At 26.9% G+C, this 19,225-nt stretch carries 18 protein-coding genes; 5 read left to right on the top strand and 13 right to left on the bottom strand.

The genetic code is table 11. The features are described 5' to 3' along the window. Nucleotides 1-203 precede the first annotated feature (203 nt). The 9 genes from NG904_RS11200 to NG904_RS11240 form a co-directional block, all read right to left on the bottom strand. On the bottom strand, nt 204-1,100 hold the full coding sequence (locus NG904_RS11200) for a dihydroorotate dehydrogenase (protein WP_252231679.1): 897 nt from the start codon (nt 1,098-1,100) through the stop codon (nt 204-206). Between the two features lie 21 nt (nt 1,101-1,121). After that, complete coding sequence (locus NG904_RS11205; RefSeq protein WP_252231680.1) at nt 1,122-1,865, bottom strand: dihydroorotate dehydrogenase electron transfer subunit; 744 nt, start codon at nt 1,863-1,865, stop codon at nt 1,122-1,124. 11 nt (nt 1,866-1,876) lie between these two features. Next, entirely contained in the window at nt 1,877-2,749 is an 873-nt protein-coding gene (gene pyrF / locus NG904_RS11210; protein ID WP_252213104.1) for an orotidine-5'-phosphate decarboxylase, read from the bottom strand. Nucleotides 2,750-2,859: 110 nt separating this feature from the next. Continuing rightward, nucleotides 2,860-4,056 carry a dihydroorotase gene (locus NG904_RS11215; protein ID WP_252231681.1) on the bottom strand — a complete coding sequence of 399 codons (1,197 nt, stop codon included), beginning with the start codon at nt 4,054-4,056 and terminating at the stop codon, nt 2,860-2,862. A 22-nt stretch (nt 4,057-4,078) separates the two neighbouring features. Next, entirely contained in the window at nt 4,079-4,510 is a 432-nt protein-coding gene (locus tag NG904_RS11220) for an aspartate carbamoyltransferase regulatory subunit (RefSeq protein ID WP_252213102.1), read from the bottom strand. 1 nt (nt 4,511) lies between these two features. Further along, nucleotides 4,512-5,435, bottom strand: a complete 924-nt coding sequence (pyrB, locus tag NG904_RS11225) for an aspartate carbamoyltransferase (RefSeq protein ID WP_252213101.1) — start codon at nt 5,433-5,435, stop codon at nt 4,512-4,514. 605 nt (nt 5,436-6,040) lie between these two features. Next, nucleotides 6,041-6,898: an undecaprenyl-diphosphate phosphatase gene (locus NG904_RS11230; protein WP_252231682.1), complete on the bottom strand. Its 858-nt coding sequence runs from the start codon at nt 6,896-6,898 to the stop codon at nt 6,041-6,043. A 66-nt stretch (nt 6,899-6,964) separates the two neighbouring features. Then, complete coding sequence (locus NG904_RS11235; RefSeq protein ID WP_252231683.1) at nt 6,965-8,092, bottom strand: hypothetical protein; 1,128 nt, start codon at nt 8,090-8,092, stop codon at nt 6,965-6,967. 101 nt (nt 8,093-8,193) lie between these two features. Further along, a complete protein-coding gene (locus NG904_RS11240; RefSeq protein ID WP_252231684.1) occupies nt 8,194-9,963 on the bottom strand; it encodes a tetratricopeptide repeat protein in 1,770 nt (589 codons plus the stop codon). Between the two features lie 195 nt (nt 9,964-10,158). Between NG904_RS11240 and NG904_RS11245 the strand changes: the two genes are divergently transcribed. Both NG904_RS11245 and NG904_RS11250 read left to right on the top strand, forming a co-directional pair. Next, nucleotides 10,159-11,520, top strand: coding sequence for a MurT ligase domain-containing protein (locus tag NG904_RS11245; protein WP_252231716.1), 1,362 nt, complete (start codon nt 10,159-10,161; stop codon nt 11,518-11,520). An 18-nt stretch (nt 11,521-11,538) separates the two neighbouring features. Continuing rightward, nucleotides 11,539-12,270 carry a type 1 glutamine amidotransferase gene (locus NG904_RS11250; RefSeq protein WP_252213096.1) on the top strand — a complete coding sequence of 244 codons (732 nt, stop codon included), beginning with the start codon at nt 11,539-11,541 and terminating at the stop codon, nt 12,268-12,270. A gap of 71 nt (nt 12,271-12,341) precedes the next feature. On the opposite strand, the gene NG904_RS11255 is transcribed toward NG904_RS11250, so the two are convergent. Beyond that, the gene (locus NG904_RS11255; RefSeq protein ID WP_252231685.1) at nt 12,342-13,088 is read right to left on the bottom strand and encodes a polysaccharide deacetylase family protein; all 747 of its coding nucleotides are present in this window, start codon (nt 13,086-13,088) and stop codon (nt 12,342-12,344) included. A gap of 225 nt (nt 13,089-13,313) precedes the next feature. On the opposite strand from NG904_RS11255, the gene NG904_RS11260 reads away from it, so the two are divergent. Continuing rightward, nucleotides 13,314-14,591: a D-alanyl-D-alanine carboxypeptidase family protein gene (locus NG904_RS11260; RefSeq protein WP_252231686.1), complete on the top strand. Its 1,278-nt coding sequence runs from the start codon at nt 13,314-13,316 to the stop codon at nt 14,589-14,591. Between the two features lie 60 nt (nt 14,592-14,651). Further along, on the top strand, nt 14,652-15,251 hold the full coding sequence (locus NG904_RS11265; RefSeq protein ID WP_252231687.1) for a flavin reductase family protein: 600 nt from the start codon (nt 14,652-14,654) through the stop codon (nt 15,249-15,251). 121 nt (nt 15,252-15,372) lie between these two features. On the opposite strand, the gene NG904_RS11270 is transcribed toward NG904_RS11265, so the two are convergent. Further along, the gene (locus NG904_RS11270; protein ID WP_252231688.1) at nt 15,373-15,711 is read right to left on the bottom strand and encodes an arsenate reductase family protein; all 339 of its coding nucleotides are present in this window, start codon (nt 15,709-15,711) and stop codon (nt 15,373-15,375) included. 217 nt (nt 15,712-15,928) lie between these two features. Between NG904_RS11270 and NG904_RS11275 the strand changes: the two genes are divergently transcribed. Beyond that, the gene (locus tag NG904_RS11275) at nt 15,929-16,882 is read left to right on the top strand and encodes an acyltransferase family protein (RefSeq protein WP_252226731.1); all 954 of its coding nucleotides are present in this window, start codon (nt 15,929-15,931) and stop codon (nt 16,880-16,882) included. A gap of 24 nt (nt 16,883-16,906) precedes the next feature. On the opposite strand, the gene NG904_RS11280 is transcribed toward NG904_RS11275, so the two are convergent. Both NG904_RS11280 and NG904_RS11285 read right to left on the bottom strand, forming a co-directional pair. Then, complete coding sequence (locus NG904_RS11280; RefSeq protein WP_252213087.1) at nt 16,907-17,554, bottom strand: DedA family protein; 648 nt, start codon at nt 17,552-17,554, stop codon at nt 16,907-16,909. 118 nt (nt 17,555-17,672) lie between these two features. Continuing rightward, nucleotides 17,673-19,010, bottom strand: a complete 1,338-nt coding sequence (locus NG904_RS11285) for an MATE family efflux transporter (protein WP_252226735.1) — start codon at nt 19,008-19,010, stop codon at nt 17,673-17,675. Between the last annotated feature and the right edge of the window lie 215 nt (nt 19,011-19,225).

The raw sequence follows: 19,225 nt of genomic DNA on the forward strand, positions 1-19,225 counted from the left end.
GTGAAAGTTCATGTAACCAAATATAAAATTTGGACATTCACTTTTGACAAGCAGTAAATATGACAATACTCATTAAGAATTCTCAAAGTCCAATTACAATGCCACTTTACCTATTGCATATATAAACACATCTAAAAACAATATATCTTAAATAATTAAATTTCTTTGTTCATCAAACTATATATTTTAATATTAGCAGCCATTTAAATTACACCAACAATTTCATTTATATCTTTTATGCCTTGTTCTTTGCAGAAAGCTTCCATCTCTTCTATGATTTCTTTTCCTGCCATAGGATTTACAAAATTTATTGTTCCTATTTGTACAGCTCTTGCTCCTGCCATCATGAATTCTATTGCATCTATTCCATTAGATATTCCACCAAGTCCTATTACTGGTATACTAACTGCTTTGCTTACTTCATGAACCATTCTTAATGCTACTGGTTTCACTGCGGGGCCTGAAAGTCCTGCATATACATTGTTAAATATTGGCTTTCTTTTATATGGATCTATTGCTAAACCTTTTAATGTATTTATTAAGCTTAAAGAATCTGCTCCTGCCTCTTCACATTTTGTTGCCATTTCAACTATATTTTCGGCATTAGGTGATAATTTAACCATAAGAGGTCTTTTGCAAATTTTCTTTATTTCTTTTACAAATTCATAAGCTACCTCAGACTTAATTCCATATGCCATTCCACCACATTTTACATTTGGACATGATATATTTAATTCAATGATATTTACTTCAGTATTATTTAATTTTTCAATAGCTTCTGCATAATCTTCAAAACACCCTCCACCAACATTAGCTAAAATGTTAGTATTTAGTTCTTGCATTTTAGGCAATTCATTTTTTATAAATCCTTCTATTCCTGGATTTTGTAATCCTACAGAATTCATCATTCCAGATGGAGTTTCAAATACCCTAATTCCTTCATTACCTTCTTTAACATTAAGTGTTAATCCTTTGGATGATATTCCGCCTAACATCCCTACATCATAAAAATTGTTATATTCTGCACCAAAACCAAAAGTTCCTGAAGCCGCTATAACTGGATTTTTAAATTCTACACCATTTATATTCACCTTTAACATAACTTCATTCTCCCCTCTGATTTATAATTCCACATAATATCCATCAAATACTGGACCGTCTTTACACGTTCTCTTATTTCCACCTTTAGTTTTGCAAGTACATACTAAACAAGCTCCTACACCACATGCCATGTGTTTTTCCATTGAAACGTAAACTTTAACCTTCTTTTCTTTACACATCTCAACAACCTTTTTCATCATAATTTCAGGACCACAACATAGCACAATATCATATTCCTCTGGCTTTAATATATCCGTAACAAAGCCTTTATGACCATGCTTTCCTGTATTAGTTGTTACTTCTACTTTGTTAGCATATTTAGATAATTCATCTATTAAATATATGTTATCTCTAAATCCTGCATAAACATCTATAAGCCCATATTTATTATTTCTTCTAAGCACTTTACAAACTTCAACCATAGGTGCTGTTCCAATTCCCCCAGAAACAATTGCAACTTTTCCTAAGTATTCATCTAAGTCAAATCCATTTCCTAATGGACCTGTAAGATTTATGTAATCCCCCTCTTGAAGTTTTGCAAATTCTTCTGTTCCTTTTCCTACTACTGCATACATAAAAGTTATTTTATTATCATCTTTTTCGCATATGCTTATGGGTCTTGGAAGTAAGGTTTGACCTTCAAGCTTAAGCATATAAAATTGTCCTGCTCTTATGGCATTATCATCTTCACACACCATCTTATATATATTATCAACTATTTTTTTATTTGAAAGTACCTTTGATTTCTTATAATTTATACTCATTTTACCACCCCTTATAAATCCTCTACAGCTCTTTTTATTTCATCTCTCATTTTTATAGCTTCTTCTCTTGCACATAATGCAAATTCCATTTCCCTGTTTTGTTTTTTATAAGCAAGTAATATTCCTCTTGATGAATTCACAACTCCACCATTTCCATTATTTAAATACATTGCTACATCTTCTGCTTTTCCGCCTTGAGCTCCATATCCAGGTATTAAGAAGAACATTGAGTTAAATCTTTTTCTTAATTCTTTTCCTTCTTCAACATGAGTACATCCAATTACGCCTCCTAATGGGTGATAGCCACATTTTGAAATCATATTTTCGCCCATTTTCATAAGCTTATCGCCAACTACATGATATACTTTATTTCCTGTAGTTGTATCTAAATACTCAATATCTTCTGCTCCCTCATTTGATGTTCTAACTAATGTAAATGCACCTTTTTTTCCGTTTACTAAATATTGAACATACGGTTTTATACTGTCCATTCCCATATAAGGATTTAGTGTAATAAAATCTGCTTCAAAGTCTCCTTCAAAATGAGCCTTTGCATACATTTGGGCAGTAGCTGCTATATCGCCTCTTTTTATATCAGCTATTATGATTTCATCTTTTTTTCTTAGATATTCTAATGTTTTCTTATAAGCTAATAATCCTTCTAAGCCTAAAGCTTCATAATAAGCTATTTGTACCTTAAAGCATGCTGCAACATCATATGTAGCATCTATAATTTGTTTATTAAATTCAAATATAGCTTCACTTGGTGTTTTTCCATTTCTTATATGCTCTGGAATATACTCTAAAGATGTATCTAATCCAACACATACAACACCTCTTTTTTCAACTCTCTCATATAGCTTATCCATTATATTAATCATCATAGCAACTCTCCTCCAATTTATATTAAAAATTATTGTAGCATTCCTAAGTTCAATTACTCAGTTCACTTTGCTTATGCATATATAAACATGCTACTAAAATATATATTTTTTTACTTCTTATATTTAATTTTTCCACCCTTTATTGTAGTAAACACTTCTCCATAATACTCCATACCTTCAAATGGTGTGTTTCTACCTTTTGATGCAAATTCTTTGGAATCTACCTTTATTTTTTTATCTATATCTATTAAAACTAGATCTGCCTCTACCCCTATACTAAATTTCCCCTTATTCATTCCTAATAACTGAGCTGGATTAAGTGACATAAGTTTGCTTAATTCATTTAATGAAATCTCATTTTCTCTAACTAGCTTTGTATAACATATTGGAAAAGCTGTCTCTAATCCAACCATTCCTGGAGATCCCTTAGATTTTTCTTCTAATGTATGTGGTGCATGGTCCGTTCCTATTGTATCAATATTTCCCATCTTAATTGCTTTTATAATTGCATCTACATCTTCTTTTTCTCTTATCGGTGGATTAACTCTATAATCATTTATTTCCTTAGTTAAGGATATATGATGTGGTGTTACTTCTAATGTAATATTTGCACCTTCATTCTTAGCATCAATAATATATTTTAATGCTTCTTTAGTACTAACATGACACATATGCAAATGTGCTCCTGTTATCTTAGCAAGTTCCACATCTCTAATGGTCATCATATTTTCAGCTATTCTCATATCACTTTTAGAAAACTCTGGGCTTTCAGCATGTGACATAAGCACCCAGTTATTTTCTTTTGCAATTTTCATTGCCTCAAGCATAGTATTAGAATTTGATACTCCAACTCCATCATCTGAAATTGCTTTAACTTCATTATCATCTCTAAATTCGTTTAAATGATCTAAAGTTTTTCCATCAAAATTCTGAGTTACTGAAATGCATTGATGTATATCAATTAAATCTAAGTCTTTTGATTTATCTCTAACATACTGCACTACCTCTTTAGATGAACATATAGGCTTTGTATTTGCCATCAAACATACACCTGTGTAACCACCTTTTAATGCTGCTTTTGATCCACTCTCTAAATCCTCTTTCCATGTAAGACCTGGATCTCTAAAATGAGCATGTGTATCAATAAAGGCAGGCATTAATATCTTTCCTTCGCAACTAAGAGTCTCAACATTGTCTTTATTTATTTCCTTCGCAATTTCACTTATCAATCCATCTTTTATATAAATATCACCATAAAAATCTTGAATCGCATCTATAATTCTTGCATTTTTAATTAAAAGTTCCACTAAGCTCACTCCCTTACACTTATTATACTTCAGATAATTTTGTTATTTCATCACAATATTCACACCTATAAGTGCCCTTTTCCTTATCTAATAGTACAAAAGAGTGTGCCACATACTTTTCATATTGAGTTATACACCTTGAATTTTTGCACTTTAATATATTGGTTACTTTCTTTGGTAATGTAGGTTTTATCTTACCTACTATCTCCTCATTTTCAACTTCATTTATAGTTATACTTGGAGAAAGTAATCCTAATATTGTATAATCTAACTCTCTACAGTTTTCTATCTTTATTATGTCCTTCTTTCCTAACAATTCACTTTTTGCATTTATTATTAAAGCAACACTGCAATTACTGTTATCTAGTCCTAAATAGTTAAATATTTTTATTCCCATTCCTGCTTCAATATGATCTATAACTAATCCGTTTTTTAAGCTTGTAATTTCTAACATCTTATAACACCCCCAAAAGTTTAGCCATTAATGCCATTCTTGCATACATTCCGTATTCAGCCTGTTTAAAGTATGCTGCTCTTTTATCATAATCAACTTCACATGCAATTTCATTTACTCTTGGCAGAGGATGCATAACTATCATATCGTCTTTTGCTAGATTCATTTTTTCTTTATTTAATATATAACTATCTCTAAGTCTTAAGTATTCTTCTTCATTGAAGAACCTCTCTTTTTGTATTCTAGTCATATATAATATATCAACTTTATCTATGATCTCCTCTAATGTTTCTACTTCTAAAAACTCAATATTATTTTTTCTAAGTATTTCTTCTCTTATATAATCTGGTATTCTTAATTCTTTTGGGGAGATAAGTAAAAATTTATTGCCTTCATATCTAGACATTGCTTTTATTAACGAATGAACTGTTCTTCCATATTTTAAATCACCACATATACCAATAGTATGTCTATTTAAACCTTTCTTAAGCATTTCTATTGTTAATAAATCAGTAAGAGTTTGAGTTGGATGTTGATGACCACCATCTCCTGCATTAATGATTGGAACACTTGAATAAAGACTTGCTACTTTAGCTGATCCTTCTTTAGGATGCCTCATTGCTATTATATCAGTATAAATTGACACCATTTTGATTGTGTCAGATAAAGTTTCACCCTTTGATGTTGATGATGAATTTGGCTCAGAAAAGCCAAGTATTTTCCCACCAAGTCTCATCATAGCTGCTTCAAAACTAAATCTAGTTCTTGTACTTGGCTCGTAAAATAAGGTTGCTAATATTTTCCCATCACAGACATGAGAAAACTTTTCTGGATCTAAAATTATTTCATGTGCTAATTTAAAAATTTCTTTTAATTCTTCTACTGTAAAATCCATTGGATCTATTAAATGTTTGTCTTTTATCATATTGATATCACTCCTTTTTAAGTATGCAGAAAAACTTATAAAAAGTTATACCAAAGCGATCTAAAAGTCTTTTAGATAGTGCCATATTTCATAGATTTAATTAATTTACTAAATTTAATTTTATACCCTTAATTATTTTAAATAACCAATTACATTTGCATATAATTAATTGTATAAAAAAAGCCTTCTTCACGCGTGAAGGAAGGCATAATAATCCTGTAAATATGGTATTATATAACTTCCTTGCTGATCTCTCTGGATCAAATTAAAGGTTATTCTTTGTGTAAGAATAACATTTATTTTATATCATGTCAAGAAGAAAATTTGCCTTAACGAGTTTCTATTTTATAGTAAAAATATAAACCTTAATAAGTTTATTATCTATACATTATTTCAAAGAATCCTTGTTTCTTACTTTCCTTTTTATTGTTCTTATTTGTTTCATATTTATGCATTATTTCAAAGAACAAAATAGCTAAAATTAATATTTGCTCTTAGATTATTGTACAAAAACAAAAAAATTGTACTCATTAAATATTTAAATTATTCAATGAGTACAATTTCTCTTTAATATATTTATTTTTATATTTACTATTTATATTCTTTTATAGATGTGGTGTTACTATTCCTTTATACATAAGTATTGCAAATACTATACCTGCAATTATTCTGTATATTGCAAATACTCTCATAGGTTTTTTCTTTAGGTAAGCAACAAAACCTTCCATTACTACTAATGAAACTATAAATGCTACTATGAATCCCACTATTAAAGCAACCCAATTAGTCGCATTCATAAGTGCAAAATCAAATTCAAAAAGATCTTTAGCTGATGATCCAACCATTGCTGGAATTGCTAAAAAGAATGAGAATTCTGCTGCTATCGGTGTTGAAAGACCAGCTACCCAACCACCCATGATTGTAGAAGCACTTCTTGACATTCCAGGCCACATTGATAAAACTTGAAATAATCCAACCTTTATAGATTGCATTGGAGTTATTCTATCTATGTTTTTAACAGAGTGTCTTTTTTTTCTAAATATATTTTCTATTACTATTAATAAAATACCACCAACTATAAATCCTACAACTACTGCTTGAGGTTTAAATAAGCTTTTTATTTTACTATAATATAATATTCCAACTACACCTGCTGGTATTGATCCTATTAAAACATTTATTCCAAATTTGAATCCGACTTCACCTTTTTTTCCACATGTAAAAATGTATGTGAAGAATTCAATAACACTATCTTTTATCTTTTTCCAGTATAATACTACTACTGCAAGTATTGCGCCTAATTGTATTACGACTTCAAACATCTTAACAAATTCCCCTTGGAAATTGATTAAATCTGATGCAAGTATCATATGTCCTGTTGATGATACTGGAACAAATTCAGTAAGACCTTCAACTATTGCTACAATAATTGCTTTGAATATGAATAAAAAGTCTAATCCCATTCTTTTATCACTCTCTTTCTAATAAGTTTCCATTTTAAATTATAATACTTATTATGTTATATATTATTAATTTTTCCTTAAAATTATTTTACTTATTGAATTTATCCCATCTATAGATAAATTTAATTCTGTTTCACCTTTAGGTATCTCAACTTCTTTATATTTTTTAATTTTCTCATAATCAGAATTATTAGTACTTAAATAATATTCATCCATAATTTTTCCATCTTTAAATGCACCTAAAATCATAAATATACTATCTTTGTTTTGTTCTTTGCCTTGATTATTATCAGTAATTTTAACTAAATCTTGCTTTTCCATTAAGATTAGATATGCTTTTTCATCTTGTCCTACTCTATTGTCTTCAGGACTCTTTTCAAAAAGCTTTGTATCTTGTGTAAAAATTGTTGGTGGAGCAAACTTATCTTTAAATTTAATTTCTAAAGCTTTTTCATTTTTTATATATGTTATTAAGGTATTACTTTTGTTGTTTTTTACAGTATTATCTATTTGTATGCTATATGAATCCAAATACTTTTTAAAATTCTTTTTATATTCTTTTTCTTTAGTTTTTCCCACATAAAATAATGGATTAAATTCCTTATTCATCACTTCTGTTGCAGATAATAAGGTGTCTCTTTCTCTAAAGTAACCTCTATCTAATGGATCTATCATTACCCATTTATTATTCTCATTGCTCCAATATTCTATAACATAATAATTGTATTTAGGTTCAAAAGCAGCATCTTTCATTCTATAAACTCCCACTCTACTTTTAAAACCATATGAAGCTAATAAGTCACGCTCTATTATTGCCATATCTTTAGCAGATACTTTTCTTCTTCCACCTAAATTTTTAAAAATATCATATGCTGATTTCTGATTTAAATCATCTATGTCATCATATTGACAAATTGAATTTAAAATATCAATACTTTTTAACACTTTATCTATTTCTTGATTAGATTCATTTAATAATTCCTTAATTTTGTATGTACTATCTAAAGATTTAATCTTTTCATTATTTTCATCGTCATAAAAAAAAGTAATATTATTTTCATTATAATAATTATCCCAAGTTAAAACTTCAAATTCTTTAACTTTATTTATTTTAGAAAAATGTACAAAAAATAAAATTACACAAATTAAAAATACTAAAATTCCTATAAATCTATTTTTAATTTTTTTGTTCACAATTTCATCCCCTTTTAATCTCGTCATATTAAAATAGTATTTTAAACATGCTTAATGTTATAAATCAGGGAATTAATTCCCTGATTTATAACATTATCATATTAATATTCTATTAATTTAAATTGAGAAATAGTTAGTCCACTACTATTATCTTTTTTATATGTTTTAACTCTATTATAGTTTTCAGTTATTATTTCTTTTATCTTACTGTCAGTATTTTCATTTATTTCATTATAAGCTGCTTTAAAGTTAACTAATGCTCTATCTATGTCACCTTCAATACATATGTAATAATATCCTGCATTATTTAAATTTATTATGTCATTTTCATCAATAGCATAAGCAGACCTTATAGCATTTATAGCTTTTTCATTTTTACCTTTATTTAAATAAACACTACCTAAAGTTCTATAATACTTTGCATTACTAGTATCTACTTCAATACTCTTATTTAAAAGCTTTATACCTTCATCTTCTCTCTGATTGCTTATTTTAATTAAAGCTGAATTATAATATATTTCTGCATTTTTCGGATCTATTTTAGACGCAATTTCATAGTATTCTAAAGCTTTATTTGAATCCTTAACTATATCTTGATAATATTTTGCTGTGTTTACCAAAACTTCTGGATTAAATAAATCTATTTCTAAAGCAGTTCTAAAGTAAGACATGATACTTTCAAATTTTCCATCTTCTACTTTATATTCTTTTACTATAATATTAGGAATCAATACTCCATATATATTAGGATAGTCTCTATTTAATAATATAGATTTTTTAGCATTTTCAAATGCTTCTGTATATCTTCCTGCTTCATAATTATATAAAGATAATATGTACCAATCAATATATGACTCTTCATTACCATTTGTCATTTCTTTTAAACAATTAACAGCCATTTTACTATCATCCATATTTTTATATGCTGTATATTCTATAAAGTTAATATTAAACATTTCTGTTTCACTAAGCTTTTCATTTTTAATCTTATTAATTATGTCTATACTCTTTGAAGCAGTATTCATATCTAATGAATATATTTCTGCAAGCCATATTTTATAGATATTATCATTTTTGTATTTGCTTTGTAATTTAGAAACTTCACTTATTAATTTGCCCTTATCATATAGTGATAATTGTTTTATTCCATTAAAAATCGTCAATGCATCTTCATTTTTATCACATGCATCTTTTAATAGTTTTAACCCATTTTCCCAATTTCCAATTAAAACATTCATTCTTGAAGTAACTATAAGATCTTTTACACTATCTGAATTATCATAATTTTGTAAAATTCCTTTTGCTTTTTCCGTATTGTTATTACTAATATAAACTGTAAACATCGTATTTGCCAACTCTTTATATGTAGGATTATCTTTTAAGAATAATTCCCCATATTCTAAAGCTTTTTTATTTTCACCATTCATAAAACTTGTTAACACTATTTCATTAGTAATTTTCTTATCTTTTTCTTTTAATTCTTCTCTATTATTTGTATCTATAGTTTTGTTTCTTGATTCATACACTTTACTAATTAATTCATTTGATTTTACATAATCACCCTTTATAGAGTAAATTTCCGCAATTTTCATATTATACTCTGGCCAAGGCATATCAGCTTGCAACTTTGAATATTCTTCAATAGCTAAATTATAATTTCCATTAAAGAAAGCTTCTTCTGCTGGATTAGTTGCTATTGACACCTTTTCTTCACTTGGCATTAAACTTTTTACTGCAACTACAATACCAAATGCAGTTACTAATGTTAAAATCATTGTAATTATAGAAGTAAAGTATTTATTAGACTCAGAAATCTTTTTATATGTACAAAATATCTTTTGTAGAAAAGAATTTTTATTTGTGTTTTCCATATGTACACTCCTTACATATTTCTAGTACGTTTACACTTTCTTTATATTTTAACAAACCTTTGTACAAAAATCTACATTTATTGATATATTCAAAAATGTAAAATTATTTGGCATATAAAATTTTTGTGCTATACTTATATTTGTTTTTAGTAATTTATGATAAAATCTTATATTATTAAATAAAATAATTAGGTGGTGACTACAATAAATATTAAGTCTATTTTAAGTATAATTTCAGCTAAATGCATAGCATTTCTTTCAAAACATCTAATAAAAGGTGGGAGTACTTTCCCTGGTAAAATAGCACTGAAAATCGATAAAAATATTTTAAAAAAAGTTAGTGATGGCTATAAGATAATACTTGTAACTGGTACTAATGGAAAAACTACGACTACAAGTATGATAACAAATATACTAAAAGAAAATGGATTTGATGTCATAACTAATAATACAGGTGCTAATTTATATCCTGGTATTACAGCTTGTTTTATATCGAATTATAAGTTTTTTAATAAACCTAAAAATAGATATGCTGTAATTGAAGTTGATGAAGCTAATGTTAAATTTATAACTGAGCATATTTCTCCTGAAATAATAACAGTAACAAACTTATTTAGAGATCAATTAGATAGATATGGTGAAGTTTACACAACACTTAACAAAATTTTAGAAGGTATAGTTAAAGTTCCTGACTCAAAATTAATTTTAAATGGTGATGAATCTTTACTTGGCAAATTAGACCTAAAGAATCCAATGATTTATTATGGTTTTAATACTCCTATAAATGAAAATCATTCTATTGATATAAATGCAGACTCAAAATTCTGTAAAGTTTGTAAGACAAGATACTCTTATAATTTTGTAACTTATAATCATCTAGGAGACTTTTATTGTACCGAATGCGGATATAAAAGACCAACGCTAAGTTATGCTGTTAATAAAATATTTGATTTAAACCCAGAAAATTCGTCTGTTCTTATTAATGATACTGATATCTTAATAAGTCAATCAGGAGCTTATAATATTTACAATGCATTATGTGCCTACGCAATATCAAAAGAGCTAGGAATTAACGATGATGTAATAGTGAACTCTCTACAAAATCAAAATTCAAGTTTTGGTAGACAAGAGCAAATTGCTATTGGTAGTAAACAGGTTGAAATAATATTAGTTAAGAATCCAGCTGGTTACAATCAAGCACTCGATACTTTATGTCTTAATAAAAATGACTTTTCAGCTACATTTTTATTAAATGATAATTATGCTGATGGAAGAGATATTTCTTGGATATGGGATGTTAATTTTGAAAAAATATCTACTCTTCCAATAAAAAATATTTTTATTTCAGGAACAAGAATGTATGATATGGCCGTAAGATTAAAAATTGCTGGTCTTAATAAAGATAACTTTATATTAGAAGAAGATTATGAAAAACTAACTGAATCTATACAAAATGATTCATCTTCTAACAAGGTATATATTCTAGCAACTTATACTGCTATGATAAATTATCGAAAATACCTTCATTCAAAAGGTTACATTAAAAAACTATGGTAATTTAAAGGAGGTAATACTTTGGAATTAAATATTTGTCACTTATATCCTGATTTATTAAATGTATATGGGGATGTAGGTAATGTGCTAATTTTAAAACACAGAGCAGAAGAAAGAGGAATAAAAGTAAACATTATTAATTCTTCTATAAATGATACTCTAAACAAAGATGAAATAGATATTATATTCTTTGGTGGCGGTCAAGATTATGAACAATCAATAGTATCTGAAGATTTAAATACTATAAAAAAAGATTCTTTAACTTCTTATATTGAAGAAGAAAAAGTCCTATTAGCAATATGTGGCGGTTATCAATTATTAGGTAAATATTACACTGCTCCAAATGGTGAAAAGATCAATGGATTGGGAATACTAAATATTCATACTGAAGGTGGAGATACAAGATTTATAGGCAATACTGAAATATACAATGAAGTATTTAATCAAACTTATGTTGGTTTTGAAAATCATTCTGGTAGAACTTATATAAATGATCATACTCCACTTGGCAAATGCGTTCATGGATATGGCAATAATGGTGAAGATGGATATGAAGGTTGTATATATAAAAACACTTTTTGTTCATACTTTCATGGATCATTCTTATCTAAAAATCCAGAATTTGCTGATAAACTTTTAACTCTAGCATTAAGAAATAAGTATGGAAATGAAATTGCCTTAGATATTTTAGACGACGATTTTGAAATAAACGCCAAAAAATCAATTCAGAAAAAACTAAATACAAATTCTTAATTACTTTATTAAAGATGAGCTAATATCAAAATGTATACTGATATTAGCTCGTTTTTAATTATATATTTAAATCACTTATCTATTACATGTTTGCCTATTAAATATTGAACTTCCCATTCTTCCATTTCATCAAAGGTTTTAAATTCATATCCTAAACTTTTATATTTAATTATAATATCTTGAAGTGCACTCGTGGTTGTTACCTTATTTTCTAAATCATGCATTAAAATAACTTCTATATTATTAATACCAGCTTGATTTTCAATGTTACTTGTTATTTGTTCTTCAGGTACCATAGCTGCACAAGTATCCCCTGAATCTATACTCCAATCTATATAATCCATTCCTCTTTTTCTTAATTCACTTTTTATATTTTGTAAAGTTTGATAATCGCTCACAGTATTATCTGAACCACCTGGCATTCTTACAAACCTGAAACTTCTATTTCCACCAGTAACGTCATTTATAATTCTGGTACATTCATTAAGATCATTTATATAATACTCAGTTGATGAATATAACTCTTTATACTGATGATTATTACAATGAGGTATAATTCCCATATTATATTCGTTTAATTGTTTTAAAATCTCCTTATATCTTAAAGCATTAGAACCAACTACACAAAAAGTAGCTCTTACATTGTTTTCATTTAATATTTGTAATATATTTTCAGTATTATTAGGAGATGGACCATCATCAAATGTTAAATAGACTATTTTTCTTGAAGTTTGATCTAATGCATTAACCCTATACGTATTAAAAACCGAAAAAATTATAATAATAGATAATATTAGAAATTTAAAATATTTTTTCATATCTTCCACCCCTTTCTTAACATATATATAGTTTGTTCTAAAAAACAAAATTTATAGGTGTAAGTTATAGGTAAATATTAAAATACTATGTTGAAATAAGCATTTTTCATGGATTTATTTATAAAAATTCTTATATTATGTCTTGTATTTTATTGTTATTAAATATCATAAATGATATACTTATGTTGGTTTAAATATTACTAAATAGAGATGGGGAGATTTTACTTGAAAAGAAATTTAATCTTAAAAACACTTGCATTAACTATTACTATTTCACTATTTGCTCCTTTTTCAGTAAAAAGTTATGCAACTGAAAATACTAAACAAACTTCACCTAGTATTCAAGCTGAATCAGCTTTAACTATGGATTATGAAACAGGTGAAATAATTTATACTAAAGATGCTGATAGTAAAAGGTATCCTGCAAGTACTACTAAATTATTAACAGGTTTATTATTAGCTGAAAAGTTCGAAAAAAATTCTGAACTTTCATTTACTAAATCAGCTAAAGAACAACCTGAATATTCATTAAACATAAATTATATGGGTAACAGAATGCAAGTTGGAGATAAAATGCTTGCTGATGATGTCATGAAAGGATTATTGCTTTTCTCTGGAAATGATACTGCATATATGATTGCAGATAATGTTGCTGGTAGTTCAGACGCATTTTCAGAATTAATGAATAAAAAAGCAAAGGAACTTGGAGCTAATAATAGTAATTTTATTACTGCTAACGGACTTCATGATCCAAATCATTATACAACCGCTTATGATTTATCTTTAATAACTAAAGCAGCTTTTGAAAATCCATGGGAAAGAGAAACTATGACTTTAAAAGAAGCTCCTATAGATATAAATGGTTCTAGAATTATATTAGAAAATAGAAATTTAGGATTAGGTAAAAATGGAAACATTGCTGGTAAAACTGGATTAACTAATGCTGCTGGTGGTTGTTTAGCTGCTGTATATGAAAAAGATGGCAGAAAAATAATAGGTGTTGTTTTAAAAAGTAGACAACTCGATAATGTTGATATGACTAAATTCAATGATATGGATTCTATTATTGATTATAGTTATTCTGCTAATAAAGAAGTTTATAAAAAATCAGATGAAGAAGTTGGAACTACTGATTTACAATATAAATCTTTTGGTTTCTTTGGACCTACAAAAACAATTACTGTACCAATAGTTTTAAGTCAGGATGTTATGTATTATAAGAATGATATTAATGATGCTGAATCTTTAATAACTTATAATGCTTCAAATACTAGCGCTTGGAAGTTAGCATTTAATAAAAATACAAACTTAACTTATTCAACTAGAAATCATACTGAAGAAGTTCAAGGTATTATAAATATATCTTTAGGAAAAATATTAAAAGATAATATATTATTGTATTCAACAGTTTTAGTAATTGCTATAATAATAATCACATTAATAGTTCTTATAAAAAATATGGCTAAAAATAATAGAAAAAGACGTTACAAAAGAAGATATTAATAATAATTCTTTATTACAAACATTGTTTTAAAATTTTTATTTATATAAAAGGTGAAAAAAATGAATAAATTAAATTTTAAAGGTAGTGTGATGTTAAATCCCACGCCTGTAGTTCTTGTTACATCTAAAAATAAAGAAGGTAAAGTAAATGTATTTACTGTTGGTTGGATAAGTACAGTATGTACAAAAGAACCTATACTTGCAATGGGGGTAAGACCTGAACGATTATCTTATGATTATATAAAAGAATCTGAGGAATGTGTTATTAATTTACCTAATAAGCAAATGGTAAAAATAGTAGATTATTGTGGTGTTAGATCGGGTAAAAAAGAAGATAAGATTAAAAATCTTAATTTAAAATTAAATGAAGGAGTAAAAGTAAATACACCTTCATTAGAAGATGCTCCATTTGCATTAGAATGTAAGTTAAAATCTATCACACCATTAGGTACTCATGATTTATTCTTACTAGAAGTACTTAATGTTAAAGTAGATGAAAACTTATTAGACGAAAATGGTAAAATTGGCTTTAATAAAGCGAACTTAATTTGTTATAATCATGGAGAATATTTTGAAGTCAATTCAAATCCTTTAGGCTCATTTGGATATTCTGTTATGAAGAAAAATACTAAAAAAAAGACAAGAAAAAAATCTAAATAATACTTATAAATAAAGCTTATATGATAAGAATAAAATCATATAAGCTTTATTGTTTATGTGCTATCTAGCTTTTCTTATGCATATGTCACAGCATCTCACTTAAATAAACAACTACTATTATTTATTCCCATGCATTCCATATATCAGGTGTATATCCTACTGTAGCACATTTACCATTTCTTACAATTGGAGTATTCATCACTTTAGGATTTTTTAAAACAATTTCTTGTTTTATTTCAGCACTTCTTATATTATTCAAATTCAATTTATTATAATCTTTAGATTTTGAATTTATTAAATCATTAACAGATACTGAATTTAAAACACTATTAAGTTCACCCTTACTTATTCCTTTCTCATTTAAGTCAATAAATTGAAAATTAATTCTTCTTTCTTTAAAATATCTTTCTGCCTTCTTTGTATCAAAACATTTTTTAGTTCCAAATATTTGTATATTCATTACAACTCTCCTAAATTTAATTATATATATTGATTATACTAATTTAACTCTACTTTTATTTTAAATCAAGAACAAATATGCTGAATTTTTATTTAAAAACTAAATTATAAAATGAATATATGTATTTATTGTAGTACTTATAGTATTACAAAATATTGCATTATATTTCTTTATATCTTATAATATCCTATGATTAGTTACTGAAGGGAGAGAATTATTGGAAGTTAAAAATAGGGACAGTTATTTTGATAATTTAAGAGGCTTCTTTTTAATTTGTGTTATAATTGGTAACTCACTTGAATATGTAAGTCCTACATGTATAGATCCTCATTACTTTATCCTTTTTCTTTATATGTTTCATATGCCAGCGTTAACTTTTATATCAGGATATTTTTGTAAAAAAAGTAAAAGAACAACACAACAAAAAGTACTTGATACATTCAAAATATATTTTTATGCGCAGACTTTTTATTATTTACTTAGTATCATTGTATTTCAAAATTATGGTTTAAGAATTGAATATTTGCGTCCTAATTGGACTTTATGGTACTTATTTGCATTAACAGCTTTTTATGTAATCTCAGATTATATAAAAAATTGTAGAACTGCTTTGCCTATTAGCATAGTAATTTCTTTAATTCTTGGGCTTGACGTAAGTTTTACTGCACAAGCTAGTGCTTCCAGAATTATATTTTTCTTACCATTTTTTATAGCAGGATTAGGTTTTGAAAAAAAACATCTAGGAATTGTAAAAAAACATTTGTGGAAATTTATTTTGATAAGTTTATTATCATTAGGAATTTTATATGTACTTAAAGATGAAACTTCTGTGGAACTGTTATTTGAATATACAAACTACACTTTTTATTATGATACTTCTACATATCCCCTGTTTATAAGAGTCCTTCATTATATAGGAGCTTTTTCAATTTTAGGAGTTATTTTTAGTATATGTACATCAAAGAAGACTTCAATATCTTGGATTGGTAAAAATTCATTATATCTATATCTATCGCATGCCGCTATAATACAATTAATGGTGAAGTTTAGGTTATTTAAAATTGATACACCATTACAAATTATCGTATCAGAATTACTTTTAATTGTAATTTTATGCTTAATTACATATTGGTATTTAAATATTAAAAATAAAATTAAATCTAAAGTATAAAATAGTGGCTANNTAGCCACTATTTTATACTTTTTTAACTAATGAGTTTTTTCGTTTTTCATTTATAAATACAATTAATGCCGGTAAAACAGATATAATTATCATTCCTATTAAAATAAGTGATAAGTTATTTCTGACAAATCTAATATTTCCAAAGAAATATCCACATATAGACAATATCAATACCCATAAATTTCCACCAACAACATTGAATAAAATAAAATCTTTATAATTCATTTTTCCAATTCCAGCTACAAAAGGAGCAATTGTACGTACTATAGGAATAAATCTTGCAAACATTATAGTTTTCACGCCATGCTTTTCATAAAATTTATTAGTCTTTTCTATGTGAGCTCTTTTAACTATGTTGCTTTTTATTAACTTATTTCCAAATAGCCTTCCAATCTCATAATTCACTGTATCACCTAATATAGCTGCAAATATTAATAATATTACTAAAACATAAATATTTAAAGCTCCCATTGCTGCAAAAGTTGCTGCTGCAAATATTAATGAGTCCCCTGGTAAAAATGGGGTTACAACCAACCCTGTTTCACAAAATATTACAATAAACAAAATTAAATAAGTTTGCATTCCATAATTATTAATTATCATTCCAATATATTTATTCATATGTATAAATACATCTACTATTTGACTTACGTTTTCCATATTGTACTCCTTATTTCTGTAATTTAATTATTATTTTATTACATATGATTATATAGCATCCAGCTTCAAGCTTTCAATCTTCATTTCTATATTTAACATAAATTTAATGTAATAAAAATTACACTATTTTAGCATTTTTCCACTTTTCACTCTTATATCTAAATACCGATATTGTTGATGCTAATATCCATCCTAAAGGTATTGCCCACCATATTGCTTTTTGGCCAATAAAATATGATAAAGTATATGCTGCTATTACCCTTAATGATAAATTGCATAATGTACTTACCATAAATACTTTAATATCTCCTGCTCCTCTAAGTACTCCATTTGTTGTTACCATAAGTCCCATAAGTACATAAAAAATTGAAACTACTGTAATGTACTCCACCCCTATACTAATAGCTTCTTTATTAAGACTTGAATCAACAAACATTCCTATTATATTTTCTGCATATACATGCAACAAGATTGCAATTATAAAACAAAATATCCCTATCATCTTTATTGCAGCTTTGTATCCATCTTTTACACGATCTATTAAATCAGCACCAATATTTTGAGCTGTAAATGTCGATACTGCACTACTTATATTAACCATTGGCATAATAATTATAGAATCTATTCTGGTAGCTGACGTATATGCAGCAATAGTTACAACTCCATAAGTATTAACTAAGGCTTGAACAAACAAATTTCCTATTGATACTATTGCCTGTTGTATTATTGATGGGATAGCTATTTTACATGTTTTTTTCAATATCTTAATATCAAATATTTTATATTCTTCATGTACTTCTATTCTTTTAACCTTTATCAAAAGATATATTAATGATAATATTGCAGAAACCCCTTGAGAAATTAAAGTTGCATATGCTGCACCTATTACTCCCATATTAAACTTTACTACAAATAATAAGTCTAACCCTACATTTAAAATAGATGAAAAGATTAAAAAACATAATGGTATTTTAGAATTACCTAAAGCATTAAATGCTCCAGTATTAATATTATAAACAAATAAAAAAACTACTCCCATCATATATACTTTCATATAGCTATCAGCATCTGTTAATATGTTCAATGGTGTTTTTAAAATTCTTAATACAGAATTACTTGTAATTACTCCTATTATCATTAGTATTGTACTAAATATTATTATCGAAATAATTGATGTATATATTGCTGTCTTCATATTCCCTATTTGCTTTGCTCCAAACATCTGTGATATTACAACAGAACATCCAATGCTAGCTCCAGTTGCAACTGCTATAAACAAAAATATAATAGGATAAGAAGCTCCTACAGCTGCTAATGCATTAGCTCCTATAAAGTTTCCTACAACTACTGAATCTATAATATTATAAAATTGCTGAAATACATTTCCAATAACCATAGGAATGGCAAATAAAAACACTATCTTTCCAGGGTTCCCCTTAGTCATATCTTTTATCATTAAAACCCTTCTTTCATAATTTTTAGGATTATACATTTTCTTTTAATATGGTTTTTCAACTCTTTAAGCAAATTGTAATCTACACTTTAGAATTTGGTTTATATTATTTTTTACGTTCTTAATTTATGACTTCTCCCTGTTAAAATTTGATTCTATTTTAAATGTGTGTTGATATATACAATAATAAAGTGGCATTGTAATTTGACTTTGAGAAT

The organism is Clostridium sp. ZBS15, assembly GCF_023845705.1.
Classification (GTDB): domain Bacteria; phylum Bacillota; class Clostridia; order Clostridiales; family Clostridiaceae; genus Clostridium; species Clostridium aquiflavi.

Coding starts and splice junctions, on each gene's coding strand:
- NG904_RS11220 (WP_252213102.1), bottom strand. CDS start 4,510: ATGTTAGAAATTACAAGCTTAAAAAACGGATTAGTTATAGATCATATT.
- NG904_RS11280 (WP_252213087.1), bottom strand. CDS start 17,554: ATGGAAAACGTAAGTCAAATAGTAGATGTATTTATACATATGAATAAA.
- NG904_RS11205 (WP_252231680.1), bottom strand. CDS start 1,865: ATGAGTATAAATTATAAGAAATCAAAGGTACTTTCAAATAAAAAAATA.
- NG904_RS11200 (WP_252231679.1), bottom strand. CDS start 1,100: ATGTTAAAGGTGAATATAAATGGTGTAGAATTTAAAAATCCAGTTATA.
- pyrB (WP_252213101.1), bottom strand. CDS start 5,435: ATGATAAAAGACAAACATTTAATAGATCCAATGGATTTTACAGTAGAA.
- NG904_RS11265 (WP_252231687.1), top strand. CDS start 14,652: ATGAATAAATTAAATTTTAAAGGTAGTGTGATGTTAAATCCCACGCCT.
- pyrF (WP_252213104.1), bottom strand. CDS start 2,749: ATGATGATTAATATAATGGATAAGCTATATGAGAGAGTTGAAAAAAGA.
- NG904_RS11240 (WP_252231684.1), bottom strand. CDS start 9,963: ATGGAAAACACAAATAAAAATTCTTTTCTACAAAAGATATTTTGTACA.
- NG904_RS11285 (WP_252226735.1), bottom strand. CDS start 19,010: ATGATAAAAGATATGACTAAGGGGAACCCTGGAAAGATAGTGTTTTTA.
- NG904_RS11270 (WP_252231688.1), bottom strand. CDS start 15,711: ATGAATATACAAATATTTGGAACTAAAAAATGTTTTGATACAAAGAAG.
- NG904_RS11255 (WP_252231685.1), bottom strand. CDS start 13,088: ATGAAAAAATATTTTAAATTTCTAATATTATCTATTATTATAATTTTT.
- NG904_RS11230 (WP_252231682.1), bottom strand. CDS start 6,898: ATGGGATTAGACTTTTTATTCATATTCAAAGCAATTATTGTAGCAATA.